At 73.4% G+C, this 23,254-nt stretch carries 22 protein-coding genes; 15 read left to right on the forward strand and 7 right to left on the reverse strand.

Translation table 11 applies throughout. The annotated features are described in order from the left end of the window. Window positions 1-37: 37 nt before the first annotated feature. Complete coding sequence (locus AB4K12_RS16615) at window positions 38-823, forward strand: VOC family protein (RefSeq protein ID WP_368434935.1); 786 nt, start codon at window positions 38-40, stop codon at window positions 821-823. Window positions 824-890: 67 nt separating this feature from the next. On the opposite strand, the gene AB4K12_RS16620 is transcribed toward AB4K12_RS16615, so the two are convergent. Then, window positions 891-1,556 carry a TetR/AcrR family transcriptional regulator gene (locus AB4K12_RS16620; RefSeq protein ID WP_368434936.1) on the reverse strand — a complete coding sequence of 222 codons (666 nt, stop codon included), beginning with the start codon at window positions 1,554-1,556 and terminating at the stop codon, window positions 891-893. Between the two features lie 189 nt (window positions 1,557-1,745). On the opposite strand from AB4K12_RS16620, the gene AB4K12_RS16625 reads away from it, so the two are divergent. Next, window positions 1,746-2,582, forward strand: a complete 837-nt coding sequence (locus tag AB4K12_RS16625; RefSeq protein WP_368434937.1) for an SDR family oxidoreductase — start codon at window positions 1,746-1,748, stop codon at window positions 2,580-2,582. A gap of 32 nt (window positions 2,583-2,614) precedes the next feature. Here AB4K12_RS16625 and AB4K12_RS16630 read toward each other — a convergent pair whose 3' ends face one another. Both AB4K12_RS16630 and AB4K12_RS16635 read right to left on the reverse strand, forming a co-directional pair. Continuing rightward, entirely contained in the window at window positions 2,615-3,520 is a 906-nt protein-coding gene (locus AB4K12_RS16630) for an alpha/beta fold hydrolase (RefSeq protein ID WP_368434938.1), read from the reverse strand. An 82-nt stretch (window positions 3,521-3,602) separates the two neighbouring features. Next, window positions 3,603-5,987 (reverse strand): DEAD/DEAH box helicase, encoded by a 2,385-nt coding sequence (locus AB4K12_RS16635; RefSeq protein WP_368434939.1) that lies wholly within the window; start codon window positions 5,985-5,987, stop codon window positions 3,603-3,605. 515 nt (window positions 5,988-6,502) lie between these two features. On the opposite strand from AB4K12_RS16635, the gene AB4K12_RS16640 reads away from it, so the two are divergent. Further along, on the forward strand, window positions 6,503-7,249 hold the full coding sequence (locus AB4K12_RS16640) for a ferritin-like fold-containing protein (protein ID WP_368434940.1): 747 nt from the start codon (window positions 6,503-6,505) through the stop codon (window positions 7,247-7,249). A 52-nt stretch (window positions 7,250-7,301) separates the two neighbouring features. On the opposite strand, the gene AB4K12_RS16645 is transcribed toward AB4K12_RS16640, so the two are convergent. The 4 genes from AB4K12_RS16645 to AB4K12_RS16660 form a co-directional block, all read right to left on the reverse strand. Further along, window positions 7,302-7,580 carry a hypothetical protein gene (locus AB4K12_RS16645; protein ID WP_179198883.1) on the reverse strand — a complete coding sequence of 93 codons (279 nt, stop codon included), beginning with the start codon at window positions 7,578-7,580 and terminating at the stop codon, window positions 7,302-7,304. 174 nt (window positions 7,581-7,754) lie between these two features. After that, window positions 7,755-7,982 (reverse strand): DUF3107 domain-containing protein, encoded by a 228-nt coding sequence (locus AB4K12_RS16650; protein ID WP_368434941.1) that lies wholly within the window; start codon window positions 7,980-7,982, stop codon window positions 7,755-7,757. A gap of 166 nt (window positions 7,983-8,148) precedes the next feature. Then, window positions 8,149-8,787, reverse strand: a complete 639-nt coding sequence (locus tag AB4K12_RS16655) for a TetR/AcrR family transcriptional regulator (RefSeq protein ID WP_207247910.1) — start codon at window positions 8,785-8,787, stop codon at window positions 8,149-8,151. A gap of 183 nt (window positions 8,788-8,970) precedes the next feature. After that, the gene (locus tag AB4K12_RS16660; RefSeq protein ID WP_368434942.1) at window positions 8,971-9,201 is read right to left on the reverse strand and encodes a hypothetical protein; all 231 of its coding nucleotides are present in this window, start codon (window positions 9,199-9,201) and stop codon (window positions 8,971-8,973) included. 140 nt (window positions 9,202-9,341) lie between these two features. Here AB4K12_RS16660 and AB4K12_RS16665 point away from each other — a divergent pair, with 140 nt between their 5' ends. The 12 genes from AB4K12_RS16665 (at window position 9,342) to moeZ (ending at window position 23,251) form a co-directional block, all read left to right on the forward strand. Continuing rightward, complete coding sequence (locus tag AB4K12_RS16665; protein ID WP_086569704.1) at window positions 9,342-10,328, forward strand: alpha/beta fold hydrolase; 987 nt, start codon at window positions 9,342-9,344, stop codon at window positions 10,326-10,328. Window positions 10,329-10,494: 166 nt separating this feature from the next. Beyond that, window positions 10,495-11,640 (forward strand): DUF3152 domain-containing protein, encoded by a 1,146-nt coding sequence (locus AB4K12_RS16670; protein WP_368434943.1) that lies wholly within the window; start codon window positions 10,495-10,497, stop codon window positions 11,638-11,640. 105 nt (window positions 11,641-11,745) lie between these two features. Next, window positions 11,746-11,838: an Ms4533A family Cys-rich leader peptide gene (locus AB4K12_RS16675; RefSeq protein WP_342749518.1), complete on the forward strand. Its 93-nt coding sequence runs from the start codon at window positions 11,746-11,748 to the stop codon at window positions 11,836-11,838. 165 nt (window positions 11,839-12,003) lie between these two features. Beyond that, the gene (locus AB4K12_RS16680) at window positions 12,004-13,722 is read left to right on the forward strand and encodes an ABC transporter substrate-binding protein (RefSeq protein WP_368434944.1); all 1,719 of its coding nucleotides are present in this window, start codon (window positions 12,004-12,006) and stop codon (window positions 13,720-13,722) included. After that, complete coding sequence (locus AB4K12_RS16685) at window positions 13,719-14,723, forward strand: ABC transporter permease (RefSeq protein ID WP_368434945.1); 1,005 nt, start codon at window positions 13,719-13,721, stop codon at window positions 14,721-14,723. The genes AB4K12_RS16680 and AB4K12_RS16685 overlap by 4 nt, the downstream gene beginning before the upstream one ends. Continuing rightward, on the forward strand, window positions 14,720-15,709 hold the full coding sequence (locus AB4K12_RS16690; protein ID WP_368434946.1) for an ABC transporter permease: 990 nt from the start codon (window positions 14,720-14,722) through the stop codon (window positions 15,707-15,709). The genes AB4K12_RS16685 and AB4K12_RS16690 overlap by 4 nt, the downstream gene beginning before the upstream one ends. Continuing rightward, window positions 15,706-17,346 (forward strand): dipeptide ABC transporter ATP-binding protein, encoded by a 1,641-nt coding sequence (locus AB4K12_RS16695; protein ID WP_368434947.1) that lies wholly within the window; start codon window positions 15,706-15,708, stop codon window positions 17,344-17,346. The genes AB4K12_RS16690 and AB4K12_RS16695 overlap by 4 nt, the downstream gene beginning before the upstream one ends. A 155-nt stretch (window positions 17,347-17,501) precedes the next feature. Next, window positions 17,502-19,055 carry a DUF3492 domain-containing protein gene (locus tag AB4K12_RS16700; RefSeq protein WP_368434948.1) on the forward strand — a complete coding sequence of 518 codons (1,554 nt, stop codon included), beginning with the start codon at window positions 17,502-17,504 and terminating at the stop codon, window positions 19,053-19,055. Then, window positions 19,052-20,191 (forward strand): hypothetical protein, encoded by a 1,140-nt coding sequence (locus AB4K12_RS16705; protein WP_368434949.1) that lies wholly within the window; start codon window positions 19,052-19,054, stop codon window positions 20,189-20,191. The genes AB4K12_RS16700 and AB4K12_RS16705 overlap by 4 nt, the downstream gene beginning before the upstream one ends. A gap of 102 nt (window positions 20,192-20,293) precedes the next feature. Next, complete coding sequence (locus tag AB4K12_RS16710; protein WP_086573224.1) at window positions 20,294-21,208, forward strand: NAD(P)-dependent oxidoreductase; 915 nt, start codon at window positions 20,294-20,296, stop codon at window positions 21,206-21,208. Then, the gene (locus AB4K12_RS16715) at window positions 21,205-21,975 is read left to right on the forward strand and encodes a spherulation-specific family 4 protein (protein WP_368435266.1); all 771 of its coding nucleotides are present in this window, start codon (window positions 21,205-21,207) and stop codon (window positions 21,973-21,975) included. The genes AB4K12_RS16710 and AB4K12_RS16715 overlap by 4 nt, the downstream gene beginning before the upstream one ends. A 97-nt stretch (window positions 21,976-22,072) precedes the next feature. Continuing rightward, window positions 22,073-23,251, forward strand: a complete 1,179-nt coding sequence (moeZ, locus tag AB4K12_RS16720) for an adenylyltransferase/sulfurtransferase MoeZ (protein ID WP_086575038.1) — start codon at window positions 22,073-22,075, stop codon at window positions 23,249-23,251. Window positions 23,252-23,254: the final 3 nt, after the last annotated feature.

The following is a 23,254-nucleotide window of genomic DNA, read 5'->3' on the forward strand; positions in this document are numbered from 1 at the left end:
CCGGTGCGGCACCGACACAGAGACGAGGCGATCGGCCATGGCGGCCACTGACCGCGTGGTGGGGCTCGGCCAGCCCTGCTGGGTGAGCCTGATGACCGCCGACCTTCCCGCGGCGCAGAACTTCTACGGCGCGGTGCTGGGCTGGGCCTTCCGCGCCGCCTCCTTCGGCGAGGGCTTCTCCGTGGCGCTCGCCGACGGCAAACCCGTCGCCGGCCTCACCGACATCGCCCGCCGCATCGGCATGGCCGTCTCCTGGACCAGCTACTTCGCCGTCGGCGACGCCGACGTGGTCTCGGCGCGGGTGCGCGAGCGCGGGGGCACCGTCGCCGTGGGCCCGCTCGCCGTCGGCAGCGGCCGGGTGGTCCTGGCCGCCGACCCGGCGGGGGCCGTCTTCGGCTTCTGGGAGGGCCGCAACGTCCCCGACTGGGGCATCGGCAAGGGCGCCGCCCCCGCCTGGCTCGAGCTGCGCACCCGGGACGCCTTCGCTGCCGCCATGTTCTACGGCGAGGTCTTCGACTGGGCCGTCGACCGGCCGGACCGCTGCGAGGTCCGCTACGAGGACGAGATGGTGACCGTACGGGCCGGCGGGCACACCGTGGCCTGCCTGCGCGGCGGGGCCATCGAGGCCGATCCCGACCCGCGCATCAGGCCGCGCTGGCACGTCTACTTCCGCGTCGACGACGTGGAGAAGGCCGTGGAATCGGCCCTCGCGGCCGGCGGGTCCGTCGTCGACGAGCCCGGCGGCCCCGGGGCGGGCCGGGAGGCGACGCTGCGCGACCCCGAGGGGGCCATGTTCACGGTCACCTCGAAGGCGAGCTGCTGAGACGCCTGCCGCGCTCCTGAGGCGCCCCTCTTGAGACACCTCACGCGCGCTCGCTTCCGGCGCGGGCTCAGACGGCCGGCGTGCCCAGGATCCCGTTGAGCAGGACCCGTAGGGCCCAGGCCTCGCGGTCGCCGCCGGACAGGAGGGCCTCCCGCATGGAGGTGATCATCGGGTAGCGGTCGGCCGGCAGGGACGCGTAGTGCCGGTCGATGTCGGCGATGTGGTCCTCCTGGACCATGTCCTTCGCGTTGTAGGCGCTCTGCTCGGCCGCCGACGCGGTGATGTGGAGGTGGAGCAGGTCGACGGCCCAGGCGGCGGTGGTGTCGTCGAGGCCGCCCTGCTTGAGCAGGGCCAGCACGCGGTCGAGGACGAGCAGGGCGTTGGCCCCCTGGGGGATGCCCCCGAGCGCGGTGAGCGCGAGCCCCTCGTGGCGGCCCATCGCCTCGACGGCGGCGGCGACGAGCGCGCGGAGCTGCTCCCGCCAGTCGCCCTCCGAGGTCAGGGGCACCTGCCCCAGGGCCTCGTCGAGCATCGCCGCCATCAGGTCGTCGCGGTTCTTGACGTAGACGTAGAGCGAGGCCGGGCCGGTGTCCAGTTCCTGGGCGACACGGCGCATGGTCAGCGCGTCCAGGCCGTCGCGGTCCAGTACCCGCAGCCCCGTCCGCACGATCACGTCACGACTCAGCGGGGCTTTGGCGGGCCGCGCGCGGCGACTCATCGGCTGGGTGCTCATGGCGCGAGCCTACCTCTCGACGAACGCTGTTTGGGACGAACGGCGTTTGGAACGAACGATGTTTGACGCGAACAGCGTTCGTTGCCTACGGTGATAACCCGCGACGAACGGCGTTCGCCACGATCGACGTTCGCGCCCGCCGTCTCTCCGGAGTCCCCCCACCAACCCACTCAGCGAAAGCGGAACGACATGATCCTGATCACCGGAGGCCGCGGCGCGGTCGCCACCCACCTGCTCACCCTGCTGCGCGAGCACGGCGCGCCCGTCCGCGTCGCCTCCTCCGCCCCTGCCGAGCTCGACCTGCCCGAGGGTGTCCCGTCGGTCGCGCTCGACCTCACCGACCCGGCGACCTTCCCCGCGGCCCTGGCCGGCGTCACCTCGGTCTTCCTCTACGCCACCGCCGACCACGTCACCGAGTTCGCCGACCGGGCCGCCGAGGCCGGAGTCGACCACATCGTGCTGCTCTCGTCCTCCTCGGTGCTCGGCCCCCACCCCGAGGACGACCTGCTCGCCGCGTCCCATCTCGACGTGGAGAAGGCGCTGCTGGCCTCGCCGGTCGCCACCACGATCCTGCGACCGGGCGCCTTCGCCGGCAACGCCGGCGGCTGGGCGTGGTCCATCGCGTCCGGCGTCCCCGTGAGCCTGCCGTTCCCCGGCGCCTACGCCGAGCCCGTTCACGAGAAGGACGTGGCCGAGGCCGCCTTCGCCGCCCTCACCGACCCCCGGCACCGCGGCGGCCGGTTCACCCTGACCGGACCCGCCACGATGACCTTCAGCGAGCAGATCGACCAGCTCGCCGCGGTCATAGGCCGGCCGATCGCGACCAAGCGCGTCGCCCCGGAGGAGTGGAAGAGCGAGATGTCCGCGTACATCCCCGGCCCCTACGCCGACGCCCTCCTGAACTGGTGGGAGTCCAACGACGGCAAGCCCGGCGAGCCCACCGGCGTCGTCGAGGGCCTCACCGGCCATCCCGCCCGCGCCTTCGCCACCTGGGTCGCCGACCACGCCGCCGACTTCACGCGCTGAACCCGTTCTCCGCTCCTCCGGCCCCGGGCCCTCTACGCCTCGGCTCGCCCCGCTCCGGGCTCCGGATCGGTCGTGCGCCAGAAGCCGACGAGGGCCTCGGCCGTTTCGGCGGGCCGCTCCGCGTTGGGGGAGTGCCCCGCGCCCGACACGATGGTGCGGTGCGCCGAGAGCTCCTTGGCCATCTCGGTGATCCTCGGCACCGGCCAGGCGTAGTCCAGTACGCCGGAGATGACGTGCTTGGGCAGCGGCACCGCCGCCAGTTCCGCGGTACGGTCCGGCTCCTCGATCAACTGGCGGCCCGTCGCCATCAGTTGCTCGGGAACGGTCGTCGTCCAGCGCCGGTGCAGGAAGTCCGCCAGCCCCGGCCCCCCGCCGTCCGCCGCCGCGTTCTCGGCGTCCCGGCGCTGCATCTCCCGCCAGACGCTCTCCATGTCGAGGATCGCCAGGGCCTGGATCAGCTCGCGGGTCCGGGCCTGCTGCGTCGCGGAGATCGACCCGGCGCCGCTGCTCATGACGGTCAGCGAGCGGAACGGGGACGCGTCCGCGAGGACGGCGGCGCGGGTGATGAGACCGCCGAGGGAGTGCCCGAGGAGATGGACGCCGGGCCGGCCGTCCCCGGCCGTGAGGGCCGCGGCCTGGGCCAGGACGTCGCGGGCCAACTCGTCCTGGGCGTAGGCGGCTTCGTCGCGGGGCCCGGGCGTCTCGTGCTGCCCGCGCCCGTCCACGGCGACGGCGCGGTAGCCGGCGGCGGCCAGGGGCTCGAGGAGGGCGATGAAGTCCTCCTTGCTGCCGGTGAAGCCCGGTACGAGGAGGACGGTGCCGCGCCGTGGCGACGCGGGGCCCGGGCGCGCGTCGTGGACGGCGAACTCGCCGCGTGCGGTGGCGAGACGGTACGCGCTGGCGCACGCGGGCAGGGTGAGGAACGGGGGCCGGCTCATGCCCCGAGGCTAACGCCGGGGGCTCACGCGCCGCCGGACGGGCTGCGGTTCGCAGCCCGTCCGGCGGTAGGCGTCATGACCGTCAGGCCGAGGCGGCCTTCGGGGCGGCCGTCTTCTTGGCGGTCCGCGTGCGCTTCGGCTTGGCCTCGGCGTCGGCCTCGACCGCCGGGGCGGCGGCCTTCTTGGCGGCCGTGCGCGTGCGCTTCGGCTTCTCCTCCGTCGCCTCGACGACGGCGGCGACGGCCTTCTTGGCCGTACGGGTGCGCTTCGGCTTCTCCGCCACGGTCTCGGCGGCCTCGGCCGTCTCGACGACGGCGGCGGCCTTCTTGGCGACGCGCGTGCGCTTGGGCTTCTCCACGACCGTCTCGACCGCCTCGGCGGTGTCGACGGCGGCGACGGCCTTCTTCGCGGCGGCGCGGGTGCGCTTCGGCTTCTCCACGACGGCCTCGGCGGCCTCGGCCGTCTCGACGGCGGCGGCGGCCTTCTTGGTCGTGCGGGTGCGCTTCGGCTTCTCCGCCACGGTCTCGGCGGCCTCAACCGTCTCGACCGGGGCGACCGCCTTCTTGGCGACACGGGTCCGCTTGGGCTTCTCCACGACCGTCTCGACCGCCTCGGCGGTCTCGACCACGGCGACGGCCTTCTTCGCGGCTGCGCGGGTGCGCTTCGGCTTCTCCGCCACCACCTCGACGGCCTCGGCCGTCTCGACGGGGGCGGTGGCCTTCTTGGCGACGCGCGTGCGCTTGGGCTTCTCCACGACCGTCTCGACCGCCTCGGCGGTCTCGACCACGGCGACGGCCTTCTTGGCCGTACGGGTCCGCTTCGGCTTCTCCGCGGCGGCCACGACCGCCTCGGCGGCCTCGACGACGGCGACGGCCTCGGCCGTCTCCACCGCGGCGACGGCCTTCTTCGCCGTGCGGGTGCGCTTCGGCCTGGCCGGAGCCTCCACCGCCACGGCGGGCTCGGCGACCGGCGCCGGGGCCTCCGCCACCACGGGGGTGACCGGGGCGGCGGCGGTGACCGGAGCCGAGGACGCGCCATTGCGCGTGCGGCGACGGCGGCGCGGGCGCGCCGGGGTCTCGGGAGCGCCGGAGAGCTCCTCGGCCACCGGGGCGGCCACCGGAGCGGCCGCGGCGGCGGGCGCCGCGGCGGACGTCACGGACGAGCCGCCGCGCGTGCGGCGACGCTGGCGCGGAGTGCGGGTGCGCTCCGGGCGCTCCGTACGCTCCTCGGCCTTGGGGCCGCGACCGCGGTCACGGTCGCCACGGCCACGGCCGCCCGGCTCGCCGAGGTCCTCGATCTCCTCGGCCGCGAGCCCGGCCAGCGTCCGCTCGGAACGCGGCAGGATGCCCTTCGTGCCGGCGGGGATGCCGAGCAGCTCGTACAGGTGCGGGGACGTGGAGTACGTCTCCTCCGGCTCGTCGAACGACAGCTCGAGCGCCTTGTTGATGAGCTTCCAGCGCGGGATGTCGTCCCAGTCGACCAGCGTGACGGCCGTACCCGACTTGCCCGCGCGGCCGGTGCGGCCGATGCGGTGCAGGTAGGTCTTCTCGTCCTCGGGGGCCTGGTAGTTGACGACGTGGGTGACGTCGTCCACGTCGATGCCGCGGGCGGCGACGTCGGTGCAGACCAGGACGTCGACCTTGCCGTTGCGGAAGGCGCGCAGCGCCTGCTCGCGGGCGCCCTGGCCGAGGTCGCCGTGGACGGCGCCGGCGGCGAAGCCGCGGCGGGTCAGCTGCTCGGAGATGTCGGCGGCGGTCCGCTTCGTGCGGCAGAAGATCATCGCGCGGTTGCGGCCCTCCGCCTGCAGGATGCGGGCGACCATCTCCGGCTTGTCCATGTTGTGGGCGCGGAAGACGTGCTGGGCGATGTGGGCGTGGGTCTGGCCCTCGTCGTCCGGCGAGGTGGCGCGGATGTGCGTGGGCTGCGACATGTAGCGCCGCGCGAGGGAGATGACGGCGCCCGGCATGGTGGCCGAGAACAGCATCGTCTGGCGCTTGGCGGGGAGCATCGTGATGATGCGCTCGACGTCGGGCAGGAAGCCCAGGTCGAGCATCTCGTCGGCCTCGTCCAGGACGAGCGCCTTGATGTGCGCGAGGCTGAGCTTCTTCTGGCCCGCGAGGTCCAGCAGTCGGCCGGGCGTGCCGACGATCACGTCGACGCCCTTCTTGAGGGCCTCGACCTGGGGCTCGTAGGCGCGGCCGCCGTAGATGGCCTGGACGCGGACGTTGCGGACCTTGCCGGCGGTGAGGAGGTCGTTGGTGACCTGCTGGCACAGCTCACGGGTGGGGACCACGATGAGCGCCTGCGCGGCGTCGGTCAGCTGCTCGGGCTTCGCCCGGCCGGCCTCGACGTCGGCGGGGACCACGACGCGCTCCAGCAGGGGCAGGCCGAAGCCCAGGGTCTTTCCGGTGCCGGTCTTGGCCTGGCCGATGACGTCGGAGCCGGAGAGGGCGACCGGGAGCGTCATCTCCTGGATGGGGAACGGATTGACGATGCCGACGGCCTCGAGGGCCTCGGCGGTTTCGGACAGAATCCCGAGTTCGCGGAAAGTGGACAGAATCTTGCCTCTTCTGTGAGACGCGGCGCGTGGCGCACGAAGGGGGTCGTACGAATGTGACGTACGGACCGCGCCGGGTGACGATCCGGCCATGGGGTGACCGGGTGACGCGGGACCACTGCCTTCGCTCGAGCACACGTGCCGCTAGCGGATCCCTCCAGGTGTGCGTACGTCTCGTACGTACCGCGCGGAGGGCGGTCGGTTTTGTGGAAGCCGATCGGGCCACCGACCGGGCATCCGCTGGTGCCCCGGAGACGCGCCTCCAGAAGACTCAGCATGAGTTCGGCCCGTCGAATACTCGACTGGCCTATTACCACTGTACCCCGGAAAGGCGCATGTGTGTCCGGACAATCCCGTGTCCGGATCCTGAGGAACTGTCTGACCAGGGGCTTCCGCGTGTCGCGCGGGGGGCTATCGTTCGCTGCATGGAGACGCCCGACACGCCAGAGAACGCCACCGAGCCCGTGGCCGAGCTCACCGGAATCGCCGCCCAGGACTGGGCCCACGCCTCCGCCGACCCGCAGTACCGGGCGGCCGTGGTGGATCTGCTCGGCGCCCTCGCCTACGGCGAGCTGGCCGCCTTCGAGCGGCTGGCGGAGGACGCCAAGCTGGCGCCGACCCTGGACGACAAGGCCGCCCTCGCCAAGATGGCCGCGGCGGAGTTCCAGCACTTCCAGCGCCTGCGGGACCGCCTGGAGGCCATCGACGTGCAGCCGACCGGGGCCATGGAGCCCTTCGCGGCCGGCGTGGACGAGTTCCACCGCCAGACCGCGCCGTCGGACTGGCTGGAGGGCCTGGTCAAGGCCTATGTCGGCGACTCGATCGCCAGTGACTTCTACCGCGAGGTCGCGGCCCGGCTGGACTCCGACACCCGGGCGCTGGTGCTGACCGTGCTGGACGACACGGGGCACGCCACGTTCGCGGTCGAGAAGGTGCGCGCGGCGATCGAGGCCGACCCGCGGGTGGGCGGCCGGCTCGCGCTGTGGGCGCGGCGGCTGATGGGCGAGGCGCTCTCGCAGGCGCAGCGCGTGGTCGCCGAGCGTGACGCGCTGTCGACGATGCTCGTGGGCGGAGTGGCCGGCGGCTTCGACCTCGCGGAGGTCGGGAAGATGTTCTCCCGGATCACCGAGGCGCACACCAAGCGGATGGCCGCGCTCGGCCTGGCGGCGTAACGAAGGACGCGGCAGGGACAACGCGCACCACCGGATCCCGCGGGTCCGCCCCTCAGGCCGTGGCTGATCGGCGGGGCCGGGCGGCCGGGCGCAGCAGCAGGGAGACCAGCGCGAGGGCCACGCCCAGCGACACCCCGAGGGTGGCCAGGGTGTGGCCCGGTCCCAGCACCGAGTGGGCCAGCAGGGCGCCGAACAGCGCGGCGCCCGGTCCGGTGGACAGCGCGAGGGCGCGGGAGCGGAACTGTCCGAAGCGCGCGGGAAGCCACCGCAGGGCTCCGTAGGAGACGGCGAGGCCGATCAGGACCGAGCCGAGCGCTTCCCAGAGGATCATGCTCATTCCCTCCCGTGAGTGGCCGAGAAGCGGGGTGCAAATCGGTCGTAGCGGTCTTACCCCATGACCGACCCGGGCAACCCTCGTTCCGGGCCCGGTGTGGCGTACGAACAACGGCGGGGCCCCGGTGACTTCAGCACCGGGGCCCCGCCGTTCATTTCCGCTGAACGCGGGTCACATGGCGCCGAAGCCGACCTTGCGGACGGTGGGCTCGCCGATCTCCACGTACGCCAGGCGGTCGGCCGGGACCATGACCTTGCGGCCGCGGTCGTCCACCAGGGTCAGCAGCTGCGTCGTGCCGGACAGCGCCTCGGACACCGCGCGCTCGACCTCCTCGGCAGTCAGCCCGCTCTCCAGAACGATCTCGCGGGGCGCCTGCTGCACGCCGATCTTGACCTCCACGGTCTGTCCCTCCGAAGGTGTGGGGTTCCCCCTTGGCTGAGCCCAGGGGAGGGGTGCGCGGAGCGATCCGCGCCGTACGGTCCACACATTAGCCCGGCACGGGCGCCCAGCCGGGCCCGGTGCGCACGCTCGCAGCGAACACGTGCGACGCGCCCGGCCGCGGGGGTCAGTGCTGCTCGGGGCCGACCTTGGGGAAGCCCGCGATGCCGCGCCAGGCCAGCGAGGTCAGCAGCTGGACCGCGGTCTCACGGGGCACGGAGCTCTCGCTGGAGAGCCAGTAGCGGGCCACGACCTGCGAGACCCCGCCGAGGCCCACGGCCAGCAGCATCGCCTCGTCCTTCGACAGGCCGGTGTCCTCGGCGACCACGTCGCTGATCGCCTCGGCGCACTCGAGCGAGACGCGCTCGACGCGCTCGCGCACGGCCGGCTCGTTGGTCAGGTCGGACTCGAAGACCAGGCGGAAGGCGCCGCCCTCGTCCTCCACGTACGCGAAGTAGGCGTCCATGGTGGCCGCCACCCGCAGCTTGTTCTCGGAGGTGGAGGCGAGAGCGGTGCGGACGGCCTGGAGGAGGTTCTCGCAGTGCTGGTCCAGCAGCGCCAGATAGAGGTCCAGCTTGCCGGGGAAGTGCTGGTAGAGAACCGGCTTGCTGACGCCCGCGCGCTCGGCGATGTCGTCCATGGCCGCCGCGTGGTAGCCCTGGGCCACGAAGACCTCCTGCGCGGCGCCCAGAAGCTGGTTTCGTCGGGCTCGGCGCGGCAGGCGCGTGCCTCGCGGGCGCGCCTCGGTCTGCTCGATGGCTGTCACGCCGCCTCCCATGATTGTTCCCTGCACGGTGTGCACCGCGCCCGCCATCGTACTTTTGGGTAACCGGGCCGTGCGTGGTCGGAGCGGAGAATTTCACGGACCGGACGCTGTGGGAAGCCGACAAAGTCGACAAGCGGGCACAACGCCGCCCGTCCGCCCCTGTCCGTACCGGCCGGTATGCGGCTAGCGGTAGTCGTCCTCGTCGAGCTCCACCACCCGGGCCTGCTCGACCCGGTCCGCCTCGTTGGCCGAGGCCGGGTCGCCGGCCGGCAGTGCCTCGTCGCGCTGTGGGGCCAGGTCGGCGTGCTGTTCCGCGACGTCCGCCTCCGGGGTCTCGGGGTCGGCGGTGATCACGTCGGTTGCCGCTGCGTCCTCGTCCTCGAAGGTGTCCGGGTCGGTCGGGTCGACAGGCATGCGGGATCCCTTTCCAGCATCCAGGATGAGCGCCCTCGTACTCCTTGGTACGAGCCTAGGAGACACGGACGCGCACCGCCAGGCGATCTGTGACCGCCGCCACAACAGTCCCGGCGTGATCGTCTCGTAACATTGCCCGCATGTCTTCGACCGAGTCGCCGGATGCCCGCGCCGTACCGGTGGTGCCGCCCACGCGGTCATCGCAGGTCAGCGCGGGCGAGAAGCTGCGCACGGTGACCCTGCCCGGGGTCACGCTGACCGTGCGCTCCCGGCCGCCCGCCCGCGAGGGGCTGCCGCCGGCGCTCTACGTCCACGGACTCGGTGGTTCCTCGCAGAACTGGTCCGAGCTGATGGAGCGGCTCGCGGACACCGTCGACGGCGAGGCGCTCGACCTGCCCGGCTTCGGCGACGCGCCGCCCCCGGGGGACGGCGACTACTCCATCACCGGGTACGCGCGCGTGGTCATCCGCTACCTCGACGCCTCCGCCCGGGGCCCCGTCCACCTCGTCGGGAACTCGATGGGCGGCGCCGTCGCCACCCGCGTCGCGGCCGTGCGGCCCGACCTGGTCCGCACCCTCACGCTCGTCTCGCCCGCGCTGCCCGAGCTGCGGCCGCAGCGCACGGCGGTGCCCACCGGGCTGCTGGCCGTGCCGGGCGTCGTCTCGCTCTTCGCCCGGATGACGAAGGACTGGAGCCCCGAGCGCCGCACCCGCGAGGTGCTGGCCCTCTGCTACGGCGACCCCTCGCGGGTGTCGCCCGAAGGATTCGCCCTGGCGGTGGCCGAGTACGAGCGACGCCTGGAGCTTCCCTATTTCTGGGAGGTCATGGCCCGCTCGGCGCGCGGCATCGTCGACGCCTACACGCTCGGCGGACAGCATTCGCTGTGGCGTCAGGCGGAGAAGGTCCTTGCCCCTACTCTGCTGGTGTACGGAGTGCGCGACCAGCTCGTCTCCATCCGTATGGCCCGCCGCGCGAGCAAGGCGTTCCGCGACTCGCGGCTGCTGACGCTTCTGCAGGCGGGTCATGTCGCGATGATGGAGGACCCGGACGTGGTGGCTCGCGCCTTCCGGGAACTGCTCGCGGATACCGCCACGACATCTGAACGGAGCGCCCCGCCCCGTGGGTAAACACAGCGCACGCGCCGACCGGCCCCGCCAAGGCTCCGCCGCAGGCTCCGGCCGCCGGGTTCCGGACGGTCAGGGACCGGCCGACCACGGCCCGGGGGACCTGCCCCCGGTACCCGGTCCGGGATCGGGGCGCAGGCGTGGAGGGGCCTCCGGCGACGACGCCGCGGTGCTCGCGGCCGACTTCGACGCGGGCTTCGGCCCCGACTTCGACGCGGGCTTCAGCGCCGGGCTGCGGACGGGCTCCGGCCCGGAGGCGGACGCCGCCGGACGCGAGCAGAGCGCCGGGTGGGGCGTCATCGGCGCCCAGCGCGTCCAGGACGCCCCGGCCGGTCAGGTGCCCTCCGGACGGACGCACTCCGCCACCGGCTTCAGCCCCGGCGGGCTCGACGTCGCCACCCCCACCCGCACCCGGCCGGCCGCGCCGGCGGACGGCCCAGGGCGGCCGCGGGGTCGCGCGGCGGGCAGGACCGGCAGCGCCTCGCGCGCGCCGGGCGGCGCCGTGGCCCGCACGGTGACCGGGGTGGCCGCCGCCGTGGTGACGGCCGTGCTGGCGGTCACGGTGGCCGGGCAGGTCGAGGAGACCACCGAGAGCAAGGCGCAGGCGCGCTCCATGGACCTCGCGAAGCGCGGCGGGCCGGACGCCGCCTCCCGTTCGGACAGCAGACCGACACCCAACGGCGGCGTCACGATCCCCGCCACGTACGAGCAGAAGATGGCGCGCGCGTACCCGCTGGACGCCAAGGCGAGCGCCTCGGGTGAATTCGAGACCGTCGAGGGCGGCGAGAAGGCCCCCGGTAAGGGTGAAGTACTGCGATACCGCGTTGACGTGGAGAAGGGGCTGCCGCTGGACGCCGCGCTCTTCGCCGACGCCGTGCACCGCACCCTCAACGACGACCGCAGCTGGGGCCACGACGGCAAGCGCACCTTCGAGCGGGTCTCCTCGGGCAAGCCCGACTTCGTGGTGACCCTGGCCAGCCCGCGGACGACGGGCACCTGGTGCGCCAAGTCCGGGCTGGACACCACCGAGGACAACGTCTCCTGCGACTCGGCGGCGACCGACCGGGTGATGATCAACGCCTACCGCTGGGCGCAGGGCTCGCAGACCTACGGCGACGGCCGGATGTACCTCTACCGCCAGATGCTGATCAACCATGAGGTCGGTCACCGGCTCGGCCACGACCACGAGTCGTGCTCCGAGGAGGGCGCGCTCGCCCCCGTGATGATGCAGCAGACGAAGTTCCTCACCTCGGACGGCAAGACCTGCCGGCCCAACCCCTGGCCGCACCCGGAGGCGGCCGGCTCGCCGTCCTGAGGCCCGTAGCGGGGGCCGGTCGGCGTGTCTTCCTATCCGAGACGATTCGTCTCTGGATATGAGACACCTTTGCCACGGGCCGAAAATTCGTTCAGTCTTCTTTGCATGTCGCACCGCCACGCCTCCGAGAACGCCGGCTTCCAGCTGGCGCTGATCGGCGTGGCCGCACACGCTGTCGCCGACATCCACTGTCGCTGAGAAGTACTCCCTTCCGGCAGTTCCCCCTTCACGCGCCACCGCGCCTTTTGGCGTCGCGTCCGCCGGGGGCGGTCCGCGGTGCTTCCCGTGTGCTTTTCCCGACCGCCTTCCGTGGGTGCTTCGCGCTCTCCTCCACCTCGCTTCCCGCGAAAGGCTCTTCCTGTCATGCGTCAGATGTCCGTCATATCCCGTCGGGTGGCCGCAGCCGCCGTCAGTGTGGTCCTGGCCGGCGGCGCGGCGGCGTGCGGCCCGGAGAAGAGCGACGCCCAGGGCGGCGGCGCCGACGGCGCGCCCAAGAAGGGCGGCACGCTCACGGTCCTCAACAGAGGCCCGCAGAAGCAGTTCGACCCCGCGCGCCTCTACACCTCCGGCGGCGGCAACGTCCCCTCGCTCGTCTACCGCACCCTCACCACCCGCAACCGCGAGAACGGCGCCGAGGGCACCAAGGTCGTCCCCGACCTCGCCACGGACACCGGCACGCCCAGCGACGACGCGAAGACGTGGACGTACAAGCTCAAGGACGGGCTGAAGTTCGAGGACGGCTCGCCCATCACCTCCGCCGACGTCAAGTACGGCGTGGAGCGCTCCTTCGCGGCCGAACTCTCCGGCGGCGCCCCCTACTTGCGCGACTGGCTGATCGGTGGCGACACCTACCAGGGCCCGTACAAGGAGAAGAAGGGCCTCGACTCCATCGAGACGCCCGACGCGAAGACCATCGTCTTCAAGCTGAGGAAGTCCGAGGGCGACTTCCCCTACTTCGCCACCTCCACCCAGTTCGCGCCCGTTCCCAAGGCCAAGGACACCGGCGCCAAGTACGCCGAGCACCCGGTCTCCTCCGGCCCGTACAAGGTCGTCAAGAACGTGGGCGACGGCGAGCAGCTGACGCTGGAGCGCAACCCCCACTGGTCCGAGGCGACGGACAAGGAGCGGCACGCCTACCCCGACCGGATCGAGGTCAAGTCCGGTCTGGCCCCGGCCGTCATCAACCAGCGGCTGTCCACCGGCTCCGGCGCCGACGCCGCCGCGATCACCACCGACACCAACCTCGGCCCGGCCGAACTCGCCCAGGTCACCGGCGACAAGAAGCTCGCCGCCCGGGTCGGCACCGGCCACTTCGGTTACACCAACTACCTGGCGTTCAACCCCAAGGACAAGCCCTTCGACGACCCGAAGGTGCGTGAGGCGATCTCCTACGCCATCAACCGCACCAGCGTCGTCAACGCCGCCGGCGGCTCCTCGCTCGCCGAGCCCGCCACCACCTTCCTGCCGAACCAGAAGTCCTTCGGGTACACCGCCCACGACCACTTCCCGGCGGGCGCCAAGGGCGACGTGGACAAGGCGAAGCAGCTGCTGAAGGAGGCGGGCCACGAGGACGGGCTGGAGATCACCCTCACCCACTCCACGGCCCAGAACGCCGAGACCAGCCCCGAGATCGCCACCGCCGTCCAGGCCGCCCTCAAGGACGCCGGGATCAAGGTCAAGCTCGAGGCCCTCGAGGACAACGACTACGAGGAGAAGGTCCACAGCGTCGACAAGCAGCCGGGCCTCTTCCTCGCCCACTGGGGTGCCGACTGGCCCTCCGGCGGCCCCTTCCTCGCGCCGATCTTCGACGGCCGGCAGATCGTGAAGGACGGCTACAACTTCAACGCCTCCCGCCTCGACGACTCGAAGATCAACGACGAGATCGACGAGATCAACAAGATCACCGACCATGACGCGGCCGCCAAGCGCTGGGGCGCCCTCGACAAGAAGATCGGCGAGCAGGCCCTGACCGTGCCGCTCTTCCACCCCGTCTACAAGCGCCTCTACGGCAAGGACGTCAAGAACGTCGTCATCAGCGACTGGACCGGCGTCCTCGACATCTCGCAGGTCGCGGTCAAGTGACGACCGATCCGATCACCACCCAGGAACCGGAGGCGGGAGCCGCTCCCGCCTCCGGCACCCGGCAGGTCTGGCGGCGGCTGCGCACGCGCAAGGCCGCGCTCGCGGCCGCCGCCGTGCTGGGCCTGCTCGTCCTCCTCGCCGCCGCCGCGCCCCTGCTGGCCGCGCTCGAGGGCCAGGACCCCAACGCGTACCACGACACCCTCGTCGACTCCGCCCGCGGCGGCGTGCCCTTCGGCGACCTCGGCGGCATCAGCGCCGAGCACTGGCTCGGCGTCGAACCCGGCACCGGCCGCGACCTGTTCGTACGCCTGCTGTACGGCGCCCGCGTCTCGCTGCTCGTCGCCGTCGGCGCGACCCTCGTCCAGATCCTCGTCGGCGTCGGCATCGGCCTCGCGGCCGCGCTCGGCAACCGCTTCGTCGAGAGCGTGCTCACCCACGTCACCGACGTGATGGTGGCGATGCCCCTGCTGGTCTTCGCCATCGCCCTGATGGCCGTCGCCCCGGCGGACTTCCCCCGCCCGCTGCTCCTCGCGATCGCCATCGGTCTGCTGCAGTGGGGCGGCATGGCGCGCCTCGTCCGCGCCCAGACCCTCGGCCTGAAGAAGCTCGACTTCGTCTCGGCCGCCCGGCTGACCGGAGGCTCCACCTGGCGGGTGGCCCGGCGCGAGCTGCTGCCCTCGCTCGCCGCCCCCGTGATCACCTACGCGGCGGTCCTGCTGCCGACCAACATCGTGCTCGAGGCGAGCATGTCCTTCCTCGGCGTCGGAGTGAAGCCCCCGACGCCCTCCTGGGGCCACATGCTCTCCTCGGCCACCACGTGGTTCCGCGCCGACCCCATGTACGTGGTGCTGCCGGCGCTCATGCTGTTCGTCACCACACTGGCCTTCACCGTCCTCGGCGACGGGGTGCGCACGGCACTGGACCCGCGCGAGGCCTCACGCCTCCGCGTCGGCAGAAGCCGGCGCGCGGCGCGCAAGAGCGGCGCGGAGGGCGTGGCATGACCGGATACCTCCTGCGGCGCGCCGCCGGCGCGCTCGCCGTCGTCCTCGTGCTCACCGCCGTCGTCTACGCGACCTTCTACATCGCCCCCGGCGACCCCGCCCGCCTGGCCTGCGGCCCGCGCTGCAACCCCGAACAGATCGCCCAGGTCCGCGAGCAGCTCTCCCTCGGCGACCCCGTGTACACCCAGTACTGGCACTTCCTGCAGGGCATTCTCGCGGGGCACGACTACTCCACCGGCGCCGAGGTGCTGCACTGCGACGCGCCCTGCTTCGGCCTGTCGTACCAGAACGACCAGCAGGTCACCGACATGCTCGTCGAGAAGCTGCCGGCCACCGCCTCGCTCGCGGTCGGCGCCATGGCCGTATGGCTGCTGCTGGGCACCGGCACCGGCCTGCTGTCCGCGCTGCGCCGCGGCGGGATCACCGAGCGGGTCCTGACCTGGCTCACCCTCGCCGGCACCGCCACCCCGGTCTTCATCAGCGGCCTCGGCCTGCTGATGCTCTTCTGCACCTACCTGGAGTGGCTGCCCTTCCCGTCCTACGTGCCGCTCACCGACGACCCCGAGCAGTGGGCCTGGAACATGCTGCTGCCGTGGGCCGCGCTGGGGCTGCTGGAGTCGGCGAAGTACGCCCGGCTGACCCGCTCCTCGATGCTGGAGACGCTGGCCGAGGACCACATCCGCACGTTCCGCGCCTACGGCGTCGGCGAGCGCTCGCTCGTCGCACGGCACGCCCTGCGCGGCGCCGTCGCGCCCGTCATCGCGCTGTCGGCCGCCGACTTCGGGTCGATGTTCGGCAACGCGGTGCTCACCGAGATGATGTTCGGCCTGCCCGGGATCGGGCAGCTGCTGGTGAACTCCACCAAGAGCCTCGACCTGCCCGTGGTCGTCGCCGTGGTGACGGTCACCGGCACCGCCGTCGTCGTCGCCAACATCGTGGCGGACGTGCTCTACGCCGTCGCCGACCGAAGGGTGGCCCTGCGATGACGACCGAGCCGCTGGTGGCGGTCGACGGCCTGTCCGTCTCCTTCCCCGCCGGCCCCGACCCGGCCGACGGCCTGGTCCGCGCCGTGGACGGCCTGTCCTTCACCCTCCCGCCCGGCGGATCGCTCGGCATCGTCGGCGAGTCCGGCTCCGGCAAGTCCACCGCCGCCTACGCGCTGCTGGGCCTGCACCGGGGCACCGGCGCCCGCGTCACCGGCTCGGTGACCGTCGCCGGGCACGACGTGGGCGCGGCCGACGACGCCGGGCTGCGCCGGCTGCGCGGCGGGGTGGCGGCCATGGTCTTCCAGGACCCGCTGTCCTCCCTGGACCCGTACCAGGCCGTCGGCGACCAGATCGCCGAGGTCTACCGCGTCCACCGCCGCGACGCCTCCCGCCGGGCCGCCCGGGCCCGCGCGGCCGAGGTCCTCGACCGGGTCGGCATCCCGGACGCGGCCCGCCGCGCCCGCTTCCGCCCGCACGAGTTCAGCGGCGGCATGCGCCAGCGCGCCCTCATCGCCATGGCCCTGGCCTGCGAACCCCGCCTGCTGGTCGCCGACGAGCCCACCACCGCCCTCGACGTCACCGTCCAGGCGCAGATCCTCGGCCTGCTGCGCGAGCTGCGCGAGGAGACCGGCATGGGCCTGATCCTGGTCACCCACGACCTCGGCGTCGCGGCCGGCAGCGTCGACGAGCTGCTGGTGATGAAGGACGGGCGGGCCGTCGAGCACGGCCCGCTGCGCGAGGTGCTCGGCACGCCGCGCGAGACCTACACCCGCGACCTGCTCGCCGCCGTCCCGCGCGTCGAGGTCCGCCGCCGGGCCCGGCCGGCCGCCGTGCGCGCGAGCGCGGACGACGACGGCGTGCTCCTCGAAGCCGTGGGCCTGACGCGGCGGTTCGGGCGCGGCAAGCGGGCCGTCGACGCCGTGGACGAGGTGTCGCTGACCGTACGGGCCGGCGAGACCGTCGGCGTCGTCGGCGAGTCCGGCAGCGGCAAGACCACGCTCGGCCGGATGCTGGTGCGCCTGCTGGAGCCCAGCGCCGGGGAGCTGCGCTACCGGGGCCGCGACATCGGCGGACTGAAGGAGCGTGAGCTGCGGCCGTTCCGCAGCGAGCTGCAGATGGTCTTCCAGGACCCGGTCTCCTCGCTCAACCCGCGCCGCAGCGTCGGCGAGTCCATCGCCGACCCGCTGCGGGCCGCCGGGAAGCTGGGTGACCATCAGATCACCGCCCGGGTAAGGGAACTGCTCGAGCGCGTCGGCCTCGACGCCGGCTCCTACCACCGCTACCCGCACGAGTTCAGCGGTGGCCAGCGGCAGCGCGTGGGCATCGCCCGGGCGCTGGCCCCCGAGCCGAAGCTGATCGTCTGCGACGAGCCCGTCTCCGCGCTCGACGTCACCACCCAGGCGCAGGTCGTGCGGCTGCTGGGCGAGTTGCAGCGGGACCTCGGCCTGTCCCTGGTCTTCATCGCCCATGATCTGGCCGTCGTACGCCAGGTCAGCGACCGGCTCGTGGTGATGCGCGGCGGGCGGATCGTGGAGGAGGGCCCGGCCGACTCCGTCTACGAGGACCCCCGGCACCCCTACACCCAGGGCCTGCTGGCGGCGGTGCCGGTGCTCGAACCGGCGGAAGCCGCTGCATAGCGCGAGACAACGTCTCATCTATTGGAAAGTCACTCCTGTTCACCCCTTCCGGTGGCGCGACGGACAACCGTCCGCCGCGCCACCGGGAAGCGCGCATAGCGTGCTCCCCGCTGCCGTAACGGCGGCTGCCGACAAGGGAGAACGGGGGTGCGTTCGTGCGTGTGGGACTGCTTTCCGAGGGCGGGTATCCGTACGCCGCCGGCGAGGGCGGGGAGTGGTGCGACCATCTGGTGCGCGGACTCGGCCAGCACGACTTCGAGCTCTACGCCCTGAGTCGCAGCGCCCGCCAGGAGGACAGCGGTTGGCACGCGCTGCCCGGCAACGTCCGCCGCGTACGGGCGGCCCCGCTGTGGGGCGGCCCCGCACCGGGAAGCGTGGGGAGCGCCCACGGCTCCTACGGCCGCGAGCAGCGGCGCCGGTTCGCCGGGCACTTCGGGGACCTGGCCGCGGCGATCACCCTCCCCGGTGACCAGGCGTACCGTTTCGCCGACGGGCTCCACGGACTCGCCGACCTCGCCCGCGACGAAGGCGGCCTGGCCGCCGCCCTCCGCTCCGAACTGGCCCTGCGCGCCCTCGAGACCGCCTGCCGCGCACCCGGCGCCCACCGCGCCGCCTACAGCACCAAGGTCGCCGACCTCCTCGTCGTCTCCGGCTTCCTGGAACGGGCCCTGCGCCCGCTCTCCCTCGACTGGTACGGCAGCGCCGACGGCGACCGGGGCCTCGCCGGCGTCGACCTCTGCCACGCCACCTCCGCCGGGCCCGCCGCCCTCCCGGGCCTGCTGGCCAAACGCTTCTTCGGCACCCCCCTGCTCGTCACCGAGTACGAGGTCCACCTGCGCGAGTACTACCTCGCCGGCACCGAGACCCTCTCCCTGCCCGTACGCACCCTCCTGTCGGCCTTCCACCGTCGCCTGGCCGCCCAGGTCTACGCCGAGGCCGCCCTGATCACCGCCGGCGACGGCCAGGCCCGGCGCTGGCAGGAGCGCTGCGGCGCCGACCGCACCCGGCTGCGCACGATCCACCCCGGCATGGACGCCACCCTCTACGAGGCGGTGGGGGAGGGAGACCCGAACGACACCGCCGCCTCCGGCCCCGCCGCCGGCGGACCGGCCCTGGTGTGGGCGGGCGGCGACGTCGAGCCCCACCTGTGGGAGGCGCTGGCCGCCATGCGGACCGCCGAGCCCGGCGTACGGCTCAGGGTGCTCGGCCGGCCCCCCGCCTCCGGGAGCGTGCCCGACGGCGTCGCCTACGGTCCGGCCGGCGGCCCCGAGGACTACGCGGCCGGCGACGTCGTCGTCCTCTCCGGCGCGGCCGACGGCTTCCCCACGGCGCTGGCCGAGGCCATGTTCTGCGGCCGGGCCACGGTCTCGCCCGACGCCGGCGCGGTCCGCGAAGTCATCGGCGGCACGGGCCTGGTCGTCCCCGCGCAGGACCCGCGCGCCCTCGCCGAGGCCTGCCTCGCCCTGCTGCGCGAGCCCGAACGCCGCGCCCGGCTGGGCGCCGCCGCCCGGGCCCGCGCCCTGGAGCTCTTCACCGTCGAGCAGAACGTCTCCGCCTTCGGCGCCCTCTATCTCGAGGTCCTCTCCCGCGCCCCGGTCCAGCACGCCGCCCCGGACCCCTCCGTCCCCTTCTCCCACGCCGCCGGCACCCAGCAGCCGCTCAGCGTCTCCCCCCGCGCCGCCTCACCCACCTGGGCGGGCCGCCCATGACGACATCGCTGCGGCCCGAGAACGCCGCGCCGAACCCCGTCGGCATAGCCGAAGCGACGGCCGGCGACGCCGCCCCCGGCGAAGGACCGGCCCCCGAGGAGACACGGGCGCACCCGGACGGGACGCCCGCCGACCCGGTCAAGGCGCTCCTGCGCCGGCATCACGCCCTGTGCGCCGGTGCCGTCGACCCTCTGGAGATCGCCGCCGGCCTGGAGGCGCGCGGCGTCTGCGACCGGGTGGCCGCCGTGTACCGCCACCGCGACGTGTTCGCTCTCGCCGAGGAGCTCCACGCGCGCGTGGAGCGAGGACAGGAGAGCGAACGGACGGCGGAGCCCGCGCCCCGCCCGGCCGGCGGCGGCCCCTGCGCCGTGCTCCGCGTCGGCTGGGGGACCACCGGATCGCTCGCCTGGCTGTGGCTGGCCGCCTACGCCCTCGTCGGCGACGACCTGGTCGTCCTGCTGCTGCACGGCCGCCACGGCCTCTCCCCGCAGGCCCTGGCGTCGGCCGCCGTGACCGCCGCCGCGCCCACCGCGCTCGCCCTGGCCTGCTCGGTGGCGCCCGCCGCCTGGTGCGCGCACTGGTTCGCCGGCCGGGCCCGGCGCGTGCTCGGCGCGAGCCGGGGCCTCGCCGAGTTCGGCAGGAGGGTACGGCCGGCGCTGCTGGTGACCGTCGCGCTGTTCGTGGGCGCGCTGCTGGCCTTCCTGTGGCCCGCGCGCACCGCCCTGCCCGCCGGCCCCTCGCCCGCGGCCCCGGCCGCCACCCCGCTCCTCGCCTACACCGCCGTCGCGGCGCTCGGCGGCCTGATCTTCCTGGCCCGGCTGCTCGCCGCGCACGGCCTGGCCCGGCCGGCCGTCGCCGCCGTCCTCGCCGCCGCCGTGGCCGAGGCGGTGCCGCTCGCCACCCTCCTGGCCGCCCGCCTGCCCGGCTGCGAGGCCCTGCGCTGGCCCGTCGGCCGGGCGGCCGACGCCTACGGACCCGCCGCGATACCGCTCGTCGCCTGCGTGCTGCCGGCCCTCGCCCTGCTGGCCCACGCCGTCCCCGCCCTGTCCCGGGCCTCGGTCCACGGACGCGGCGACCTCCCGCACGTGCCCACTCCCGTCAGTCCCCCGGTGGCGCCCCCTGTGCCCACGGCATAGGGGAGCGTCCCTCGCCCGGTGACACCCACCCTTCAAGAGGAGAACAAGGACGATGACCGTTCACCCCCGCAGCACCACCGGGCGAGAGCGAGGGCACGACCGATGAGGGTCCTGCTGCTCGGCGCCAACGGCTACCTCGGCCGCTTCGTGGCCGACCGGCTGCTGGCCGACCCCGCCGTCCAGCTCACCGCGCTGGGCCGCGGGGACGACGCGGACGTCCGCTTCGACCTGGCCACCGGCAGCCCCGGCGCGCTCACCCGCTTCCTCAACGCCGTCCACCCCGGAGTCGTCATCAACTGCGCGGGCGCGACCAGGGGCGGGGCCCGTGAGCTGACCCGGCACAACACCGTGGCCGTCGCCACCGTCTGCGAGTCGCTGCGCCGCAGCGGCTGCGGGGCCCGCCTGGTGCAGGTGGGCTGCTCCTCGGAGTACGGCCCCTCCCAGCCCGGCTCCTCCACCGCCGAGGACGCCGTGCCGCGCCCGGGCGGCCCGTACGGCGTCAGCAAGCTCGCCGCCACCGAGCTGGTGCTCGGCTCCGGCCTGGACGCCATCGTGCTGCGGGTCTTCTCGCCGGTCGGCCCGGGCACCCCGGCCGGCTCGCCGCTCGGCCGGCTCGCCGAGGCCATGCGCCGGGCGATGCAGAGCGGCGACAACGAACTCAAGCTCACCGGACTGGGCGTGCAGCGCGACTTCGTCGACGTCCGCGACATCGCCCGGGCCGTGCACGCCGCCTCGCTGTCCGCCGCCCAGGGTGCCGTCAACATCGGTACCGGCCGGGCGGTGCGGCTGCGCGACGCGGCGAACCTGCTCGCCCGGGTCGCCGGCTTCGGCGGCGCCCTGCACGAGCTCGACGACCCCCACCTGGGCGCCCCGCCCGCCTACCCCTACCCCGACGGCTGCGGCAGCTGGCAGCAGGCCGACGTGCGCACCGCCCGCGACCGCCTCGGCTGGCGGCCGCGCATCGGCCTGGAGGAGTCGCTGGCCGACATCTGGATGGAGGCGGCGTGTCGTATCTGATCTCGCCGGGCCACCGCCGCGCCCTCTCCGCCCGGAAGGCCCCCCTCCGGCTGGCCGTCCCGGGCTTCGCCCACCCCCTGGTCGCCCCCGTCGAGTGGGGCGGGCTGCAGCGCGCCGGACTGCCCCTGGACTGGGTGGTGCTCGGCGGCAGTTCCCTGCGCGAGTCCGGCGGCGTCACCGGCGGGCCGGGCAGCCGCCAGGACCCGTACTGGCTGTCCGCCGTCGTCCCGCTGCGGACCGCAGGCGTCCGCGTCCTCGGCCACCTCGACATGGGATACGGCTCGCGCCCCTTCGGCGAACTGCTCTCCGACGCGCAGCGCTTCCTCAACTGGTATCGCGTCGACGGCTTCGCCCTGGCCCGCTGCCCCGCGGACGCCGCCTCGCTCCCCGAGACCCGGCGCATGACCGGCGCGCTGCGCACCCTGCTCGACAAGGCGCACGTGGTGCTCGTGCACGGCACCCAGCCCGCCGCCGGCTACGCCGCCCTCGCCGACCAGCTGGTGACCTTCGCCGGCCCCTGGTCCCGCTACCGCTGGTCCCAGGCCGCCGAATGGACCGCCGAGCACCCTCCCGAGCGCTTCTGTCACCTCGTGCACGGCGTGCCGCGCTCGCATCTGGACGAGGCGCTGCGCATCGCCCGCTGGCAGGGCGCGGGCACCGTCTACTTCACCGACCGCACCGATCACGACCAGGTCGATCCCTGGGAGTCCCTGCCCGGCTACTGGGACGATTTCGTCTCGCGGATCGGACCTGCTGTCTCGGAATGAGACGGGGCGTGGCAGTGTTACGGGTACGTGCGCCCCGCACGCGCGGGGACGTTCGCATGTGTCCGTTCGCGTATGTCCACCGACCTACGGAGACCCCGTGTCGCTGCCACCCCTGGTCGAGCCGGCCGCCGAGCTCACCGTCGACGAGGTTCGCAGGTACTCCCGCCACCTGATCATCCCGGACGTCGGGATGGACGGGCAGAAGCGGCTGAAGAACGCCAAGGTGCTCTGTGTGGGCGCGGGCGGGCTGGGCTCGCCCGCCCTGATGTACCTGGCCGCGGCCGGCGTGGGCACGCTGGGCATCGTGGAGTTCGACGAGGTCGACGAGTCGAACCTGCAGCGCCAGATCATCCACAGCCAGGCCGACATCGGCCGGCCGAAGGCGGAGTCCGCCCGTGACTCGGTCCTGGGCATCAACCCCTATGTGAACGTCGTTCTCCACGAGGGCCGGCTCGAGGCCGACAACGTCATGGAGATCTTCTCCCAGTACGACCTGATCGTGGACGGGACGGACAACTTCGCCACCCGCTACCTGGTCAACGACGCCTGTGTGCTGCTGAACAAGCCGTACGTCTGGGGCTCGATCTACCGCTTCGACGGCCAGGCGTCCGTCTTCTGGAGCGAGCACGGCCCCTGCTACCGCTGCCTCTACCCCGAGCCCCCGCCGCCCGGCATGGTCCCCTCGTGCGCCGAGGGCGGCGTCCTGGGCGTGCTGTGCGCCTCGATCGGCTCGATCCAGGTCAACGAGGCGATCAAGCTGCTGGCCGGCATCGGCGACCCGCTGGTCGGCCGGCTGATGATCTACGACGCCCTGGAGATGTCCTACCGCCAGGTGAAGGTCCGCAAGGACCCCGACTGCGCGGTCTGCGGCCCGAACCCCACCGTCACCGAGCTCATCGACTACGAGGCCTTCTGCGGCGTCGTCTCCGACGAGGCGCAGGCGGCGGCGGCCGGCTCGACCATCACTCCCAAGCAGCTCAAGGAGTGGATGGACGACGGCGAGAACATCGACATCATCGACGTCCGCGAGCCCAACGAGTACGAGATCGTCTCGATCCCCGGCGCCCGGCTGATCCCGAAGAACGAGTTCCTCATGGGCGACGCCCTGCAGGGGCTGCCGCAGGACAAGAAGATCGTCCTGCACTGCAAGACGGGTGTCCGCTCGGCGGAGGTGCTGGCCGTGCTGAAGTCGGCCGGGTTCTCCGACGCGGTGCACGTCGGCGGCGGCGTGATCGGCTGGGTCCACCAGATCGAGCCGCAGAAGCCCGTGTACTGAGGC

Source organism: Streptomyces sp. C36 (genome assembly GCF_040932295.1).
GTDB lineage: Bacteria > Actinomycetota > Actinomycetes > Streptomycetales > Streptomycetaceae > Streptomyces > Streptomyces triculaminicus.

Bases quoted from the DNA above. Each gene is read 5' to 3' on its own strand.
- AB4K12_RS16615 (WP_368434935.1), top strand. From the start codon at position 38: ATGGCGGCCACTGACCGCGTGGTGGGGCTCGGCCAGCCCTGCTGGGTG.
- AB4K12_RS16620 (WP_368434936.1), bottom strand. From the start codon at position 1,556: ATGAGCACCCAGCCGATGAGTCGCCGCGCGCGGCCCGCCAAAGCCCCG.
- AB4K12_RS16625 (WP_368434937.1), top strand. From the start codon at position 1,746: ATGATCCTGATCACCGGAGGCCGCGGCGCGGTCGCCACCCACCTGCTC.
- AB4K12_RS16630 (WP_368434938.1), bottom strand. From the start codon at position 3,520: ATGAGCCGGCCCCCGTTCCTCACCCTGCCCGCGTGCGCCAGCGCGTAC.
- AB4K12_RS16635 (WP_368434939.1), bottom strand. From the start codon at position 5,987: ATGACGCTCCCGGTCGCCCTCTCCGGCTCCGACGTCATCGGCCAGGCC.
- AB4K12_RS16640 (WP_368434940.1), top strand. From the start codon at position 6,503: ATGGAGACGCCCGACACGCCAGAGAACGCCACCGAGCCCGTGGCCGAG.
- AB4K12_RS16645 (WP_179198883.1), bottom strand. From the start codon at position 7,580: ATGATCCTCTGGGAAGCGCTCGGCTCGGTCCTGATCGGCCTCGCCGTC.
- AB4K12_RS16660 (WP_368434942.1), bottom strand. From the start codon at position 9,201: ATGCCTGTCGACCCGACCGACCCGGACACCTTCGAGGACGAGGACGCA.
- AB4K12_RS16665 (WP_086569704.1), top strand. From the start codon at position 9,342: ATGTCTTCGACCGAGTCGCCGGATGCCCGCGCCGTACCGGTGGTGCCG.
- AB4K12_RS16675 (WP_342749518.1), top strand. From the start codon at position 11,746: ATGTCGCACCGCCACGCCTCCGAGAACGCCGGCTTCCAGCTGGCGCTG.
- AB4K12_RS16680 (WP_368434944.1), top strand. From the start codon at position 12,004: ATGCGTCAGATGTCCGTCATATCCCGTCGGGTGGCCGCAGCCGCCGTC.
- AB4K12_RS16690 (WP_368434946.1), top strand. From the start codon at position 14,720: ATGACCGGATACCTCCTGCGGCGCGCCGCCGGCGCGCTCGCCGTCGTC.
- AB4K12_RS16695 (WP_368434947.1), top strand. From the start codon at position 15,706: ATGACGACCGAGCCGCTGGTGGCGGTCGACGGCCTGTCCGTCTCCTTC.
- AB4K12_RS16705 (WP_368434949.1), top strand. From the start codon at position 19,052: ATGACGACATCGCTGCGGCCCGAGAACGCCGCGCCGAACCCCGTCGGC.
- AB4K12_RS16710 (WP_086573224.1), top strand. From the start codon at position 20,294: ATGAGGGTCCTGCTGCTCGGCGCCAACGGCTACCTCGGCCGCTTCGTG.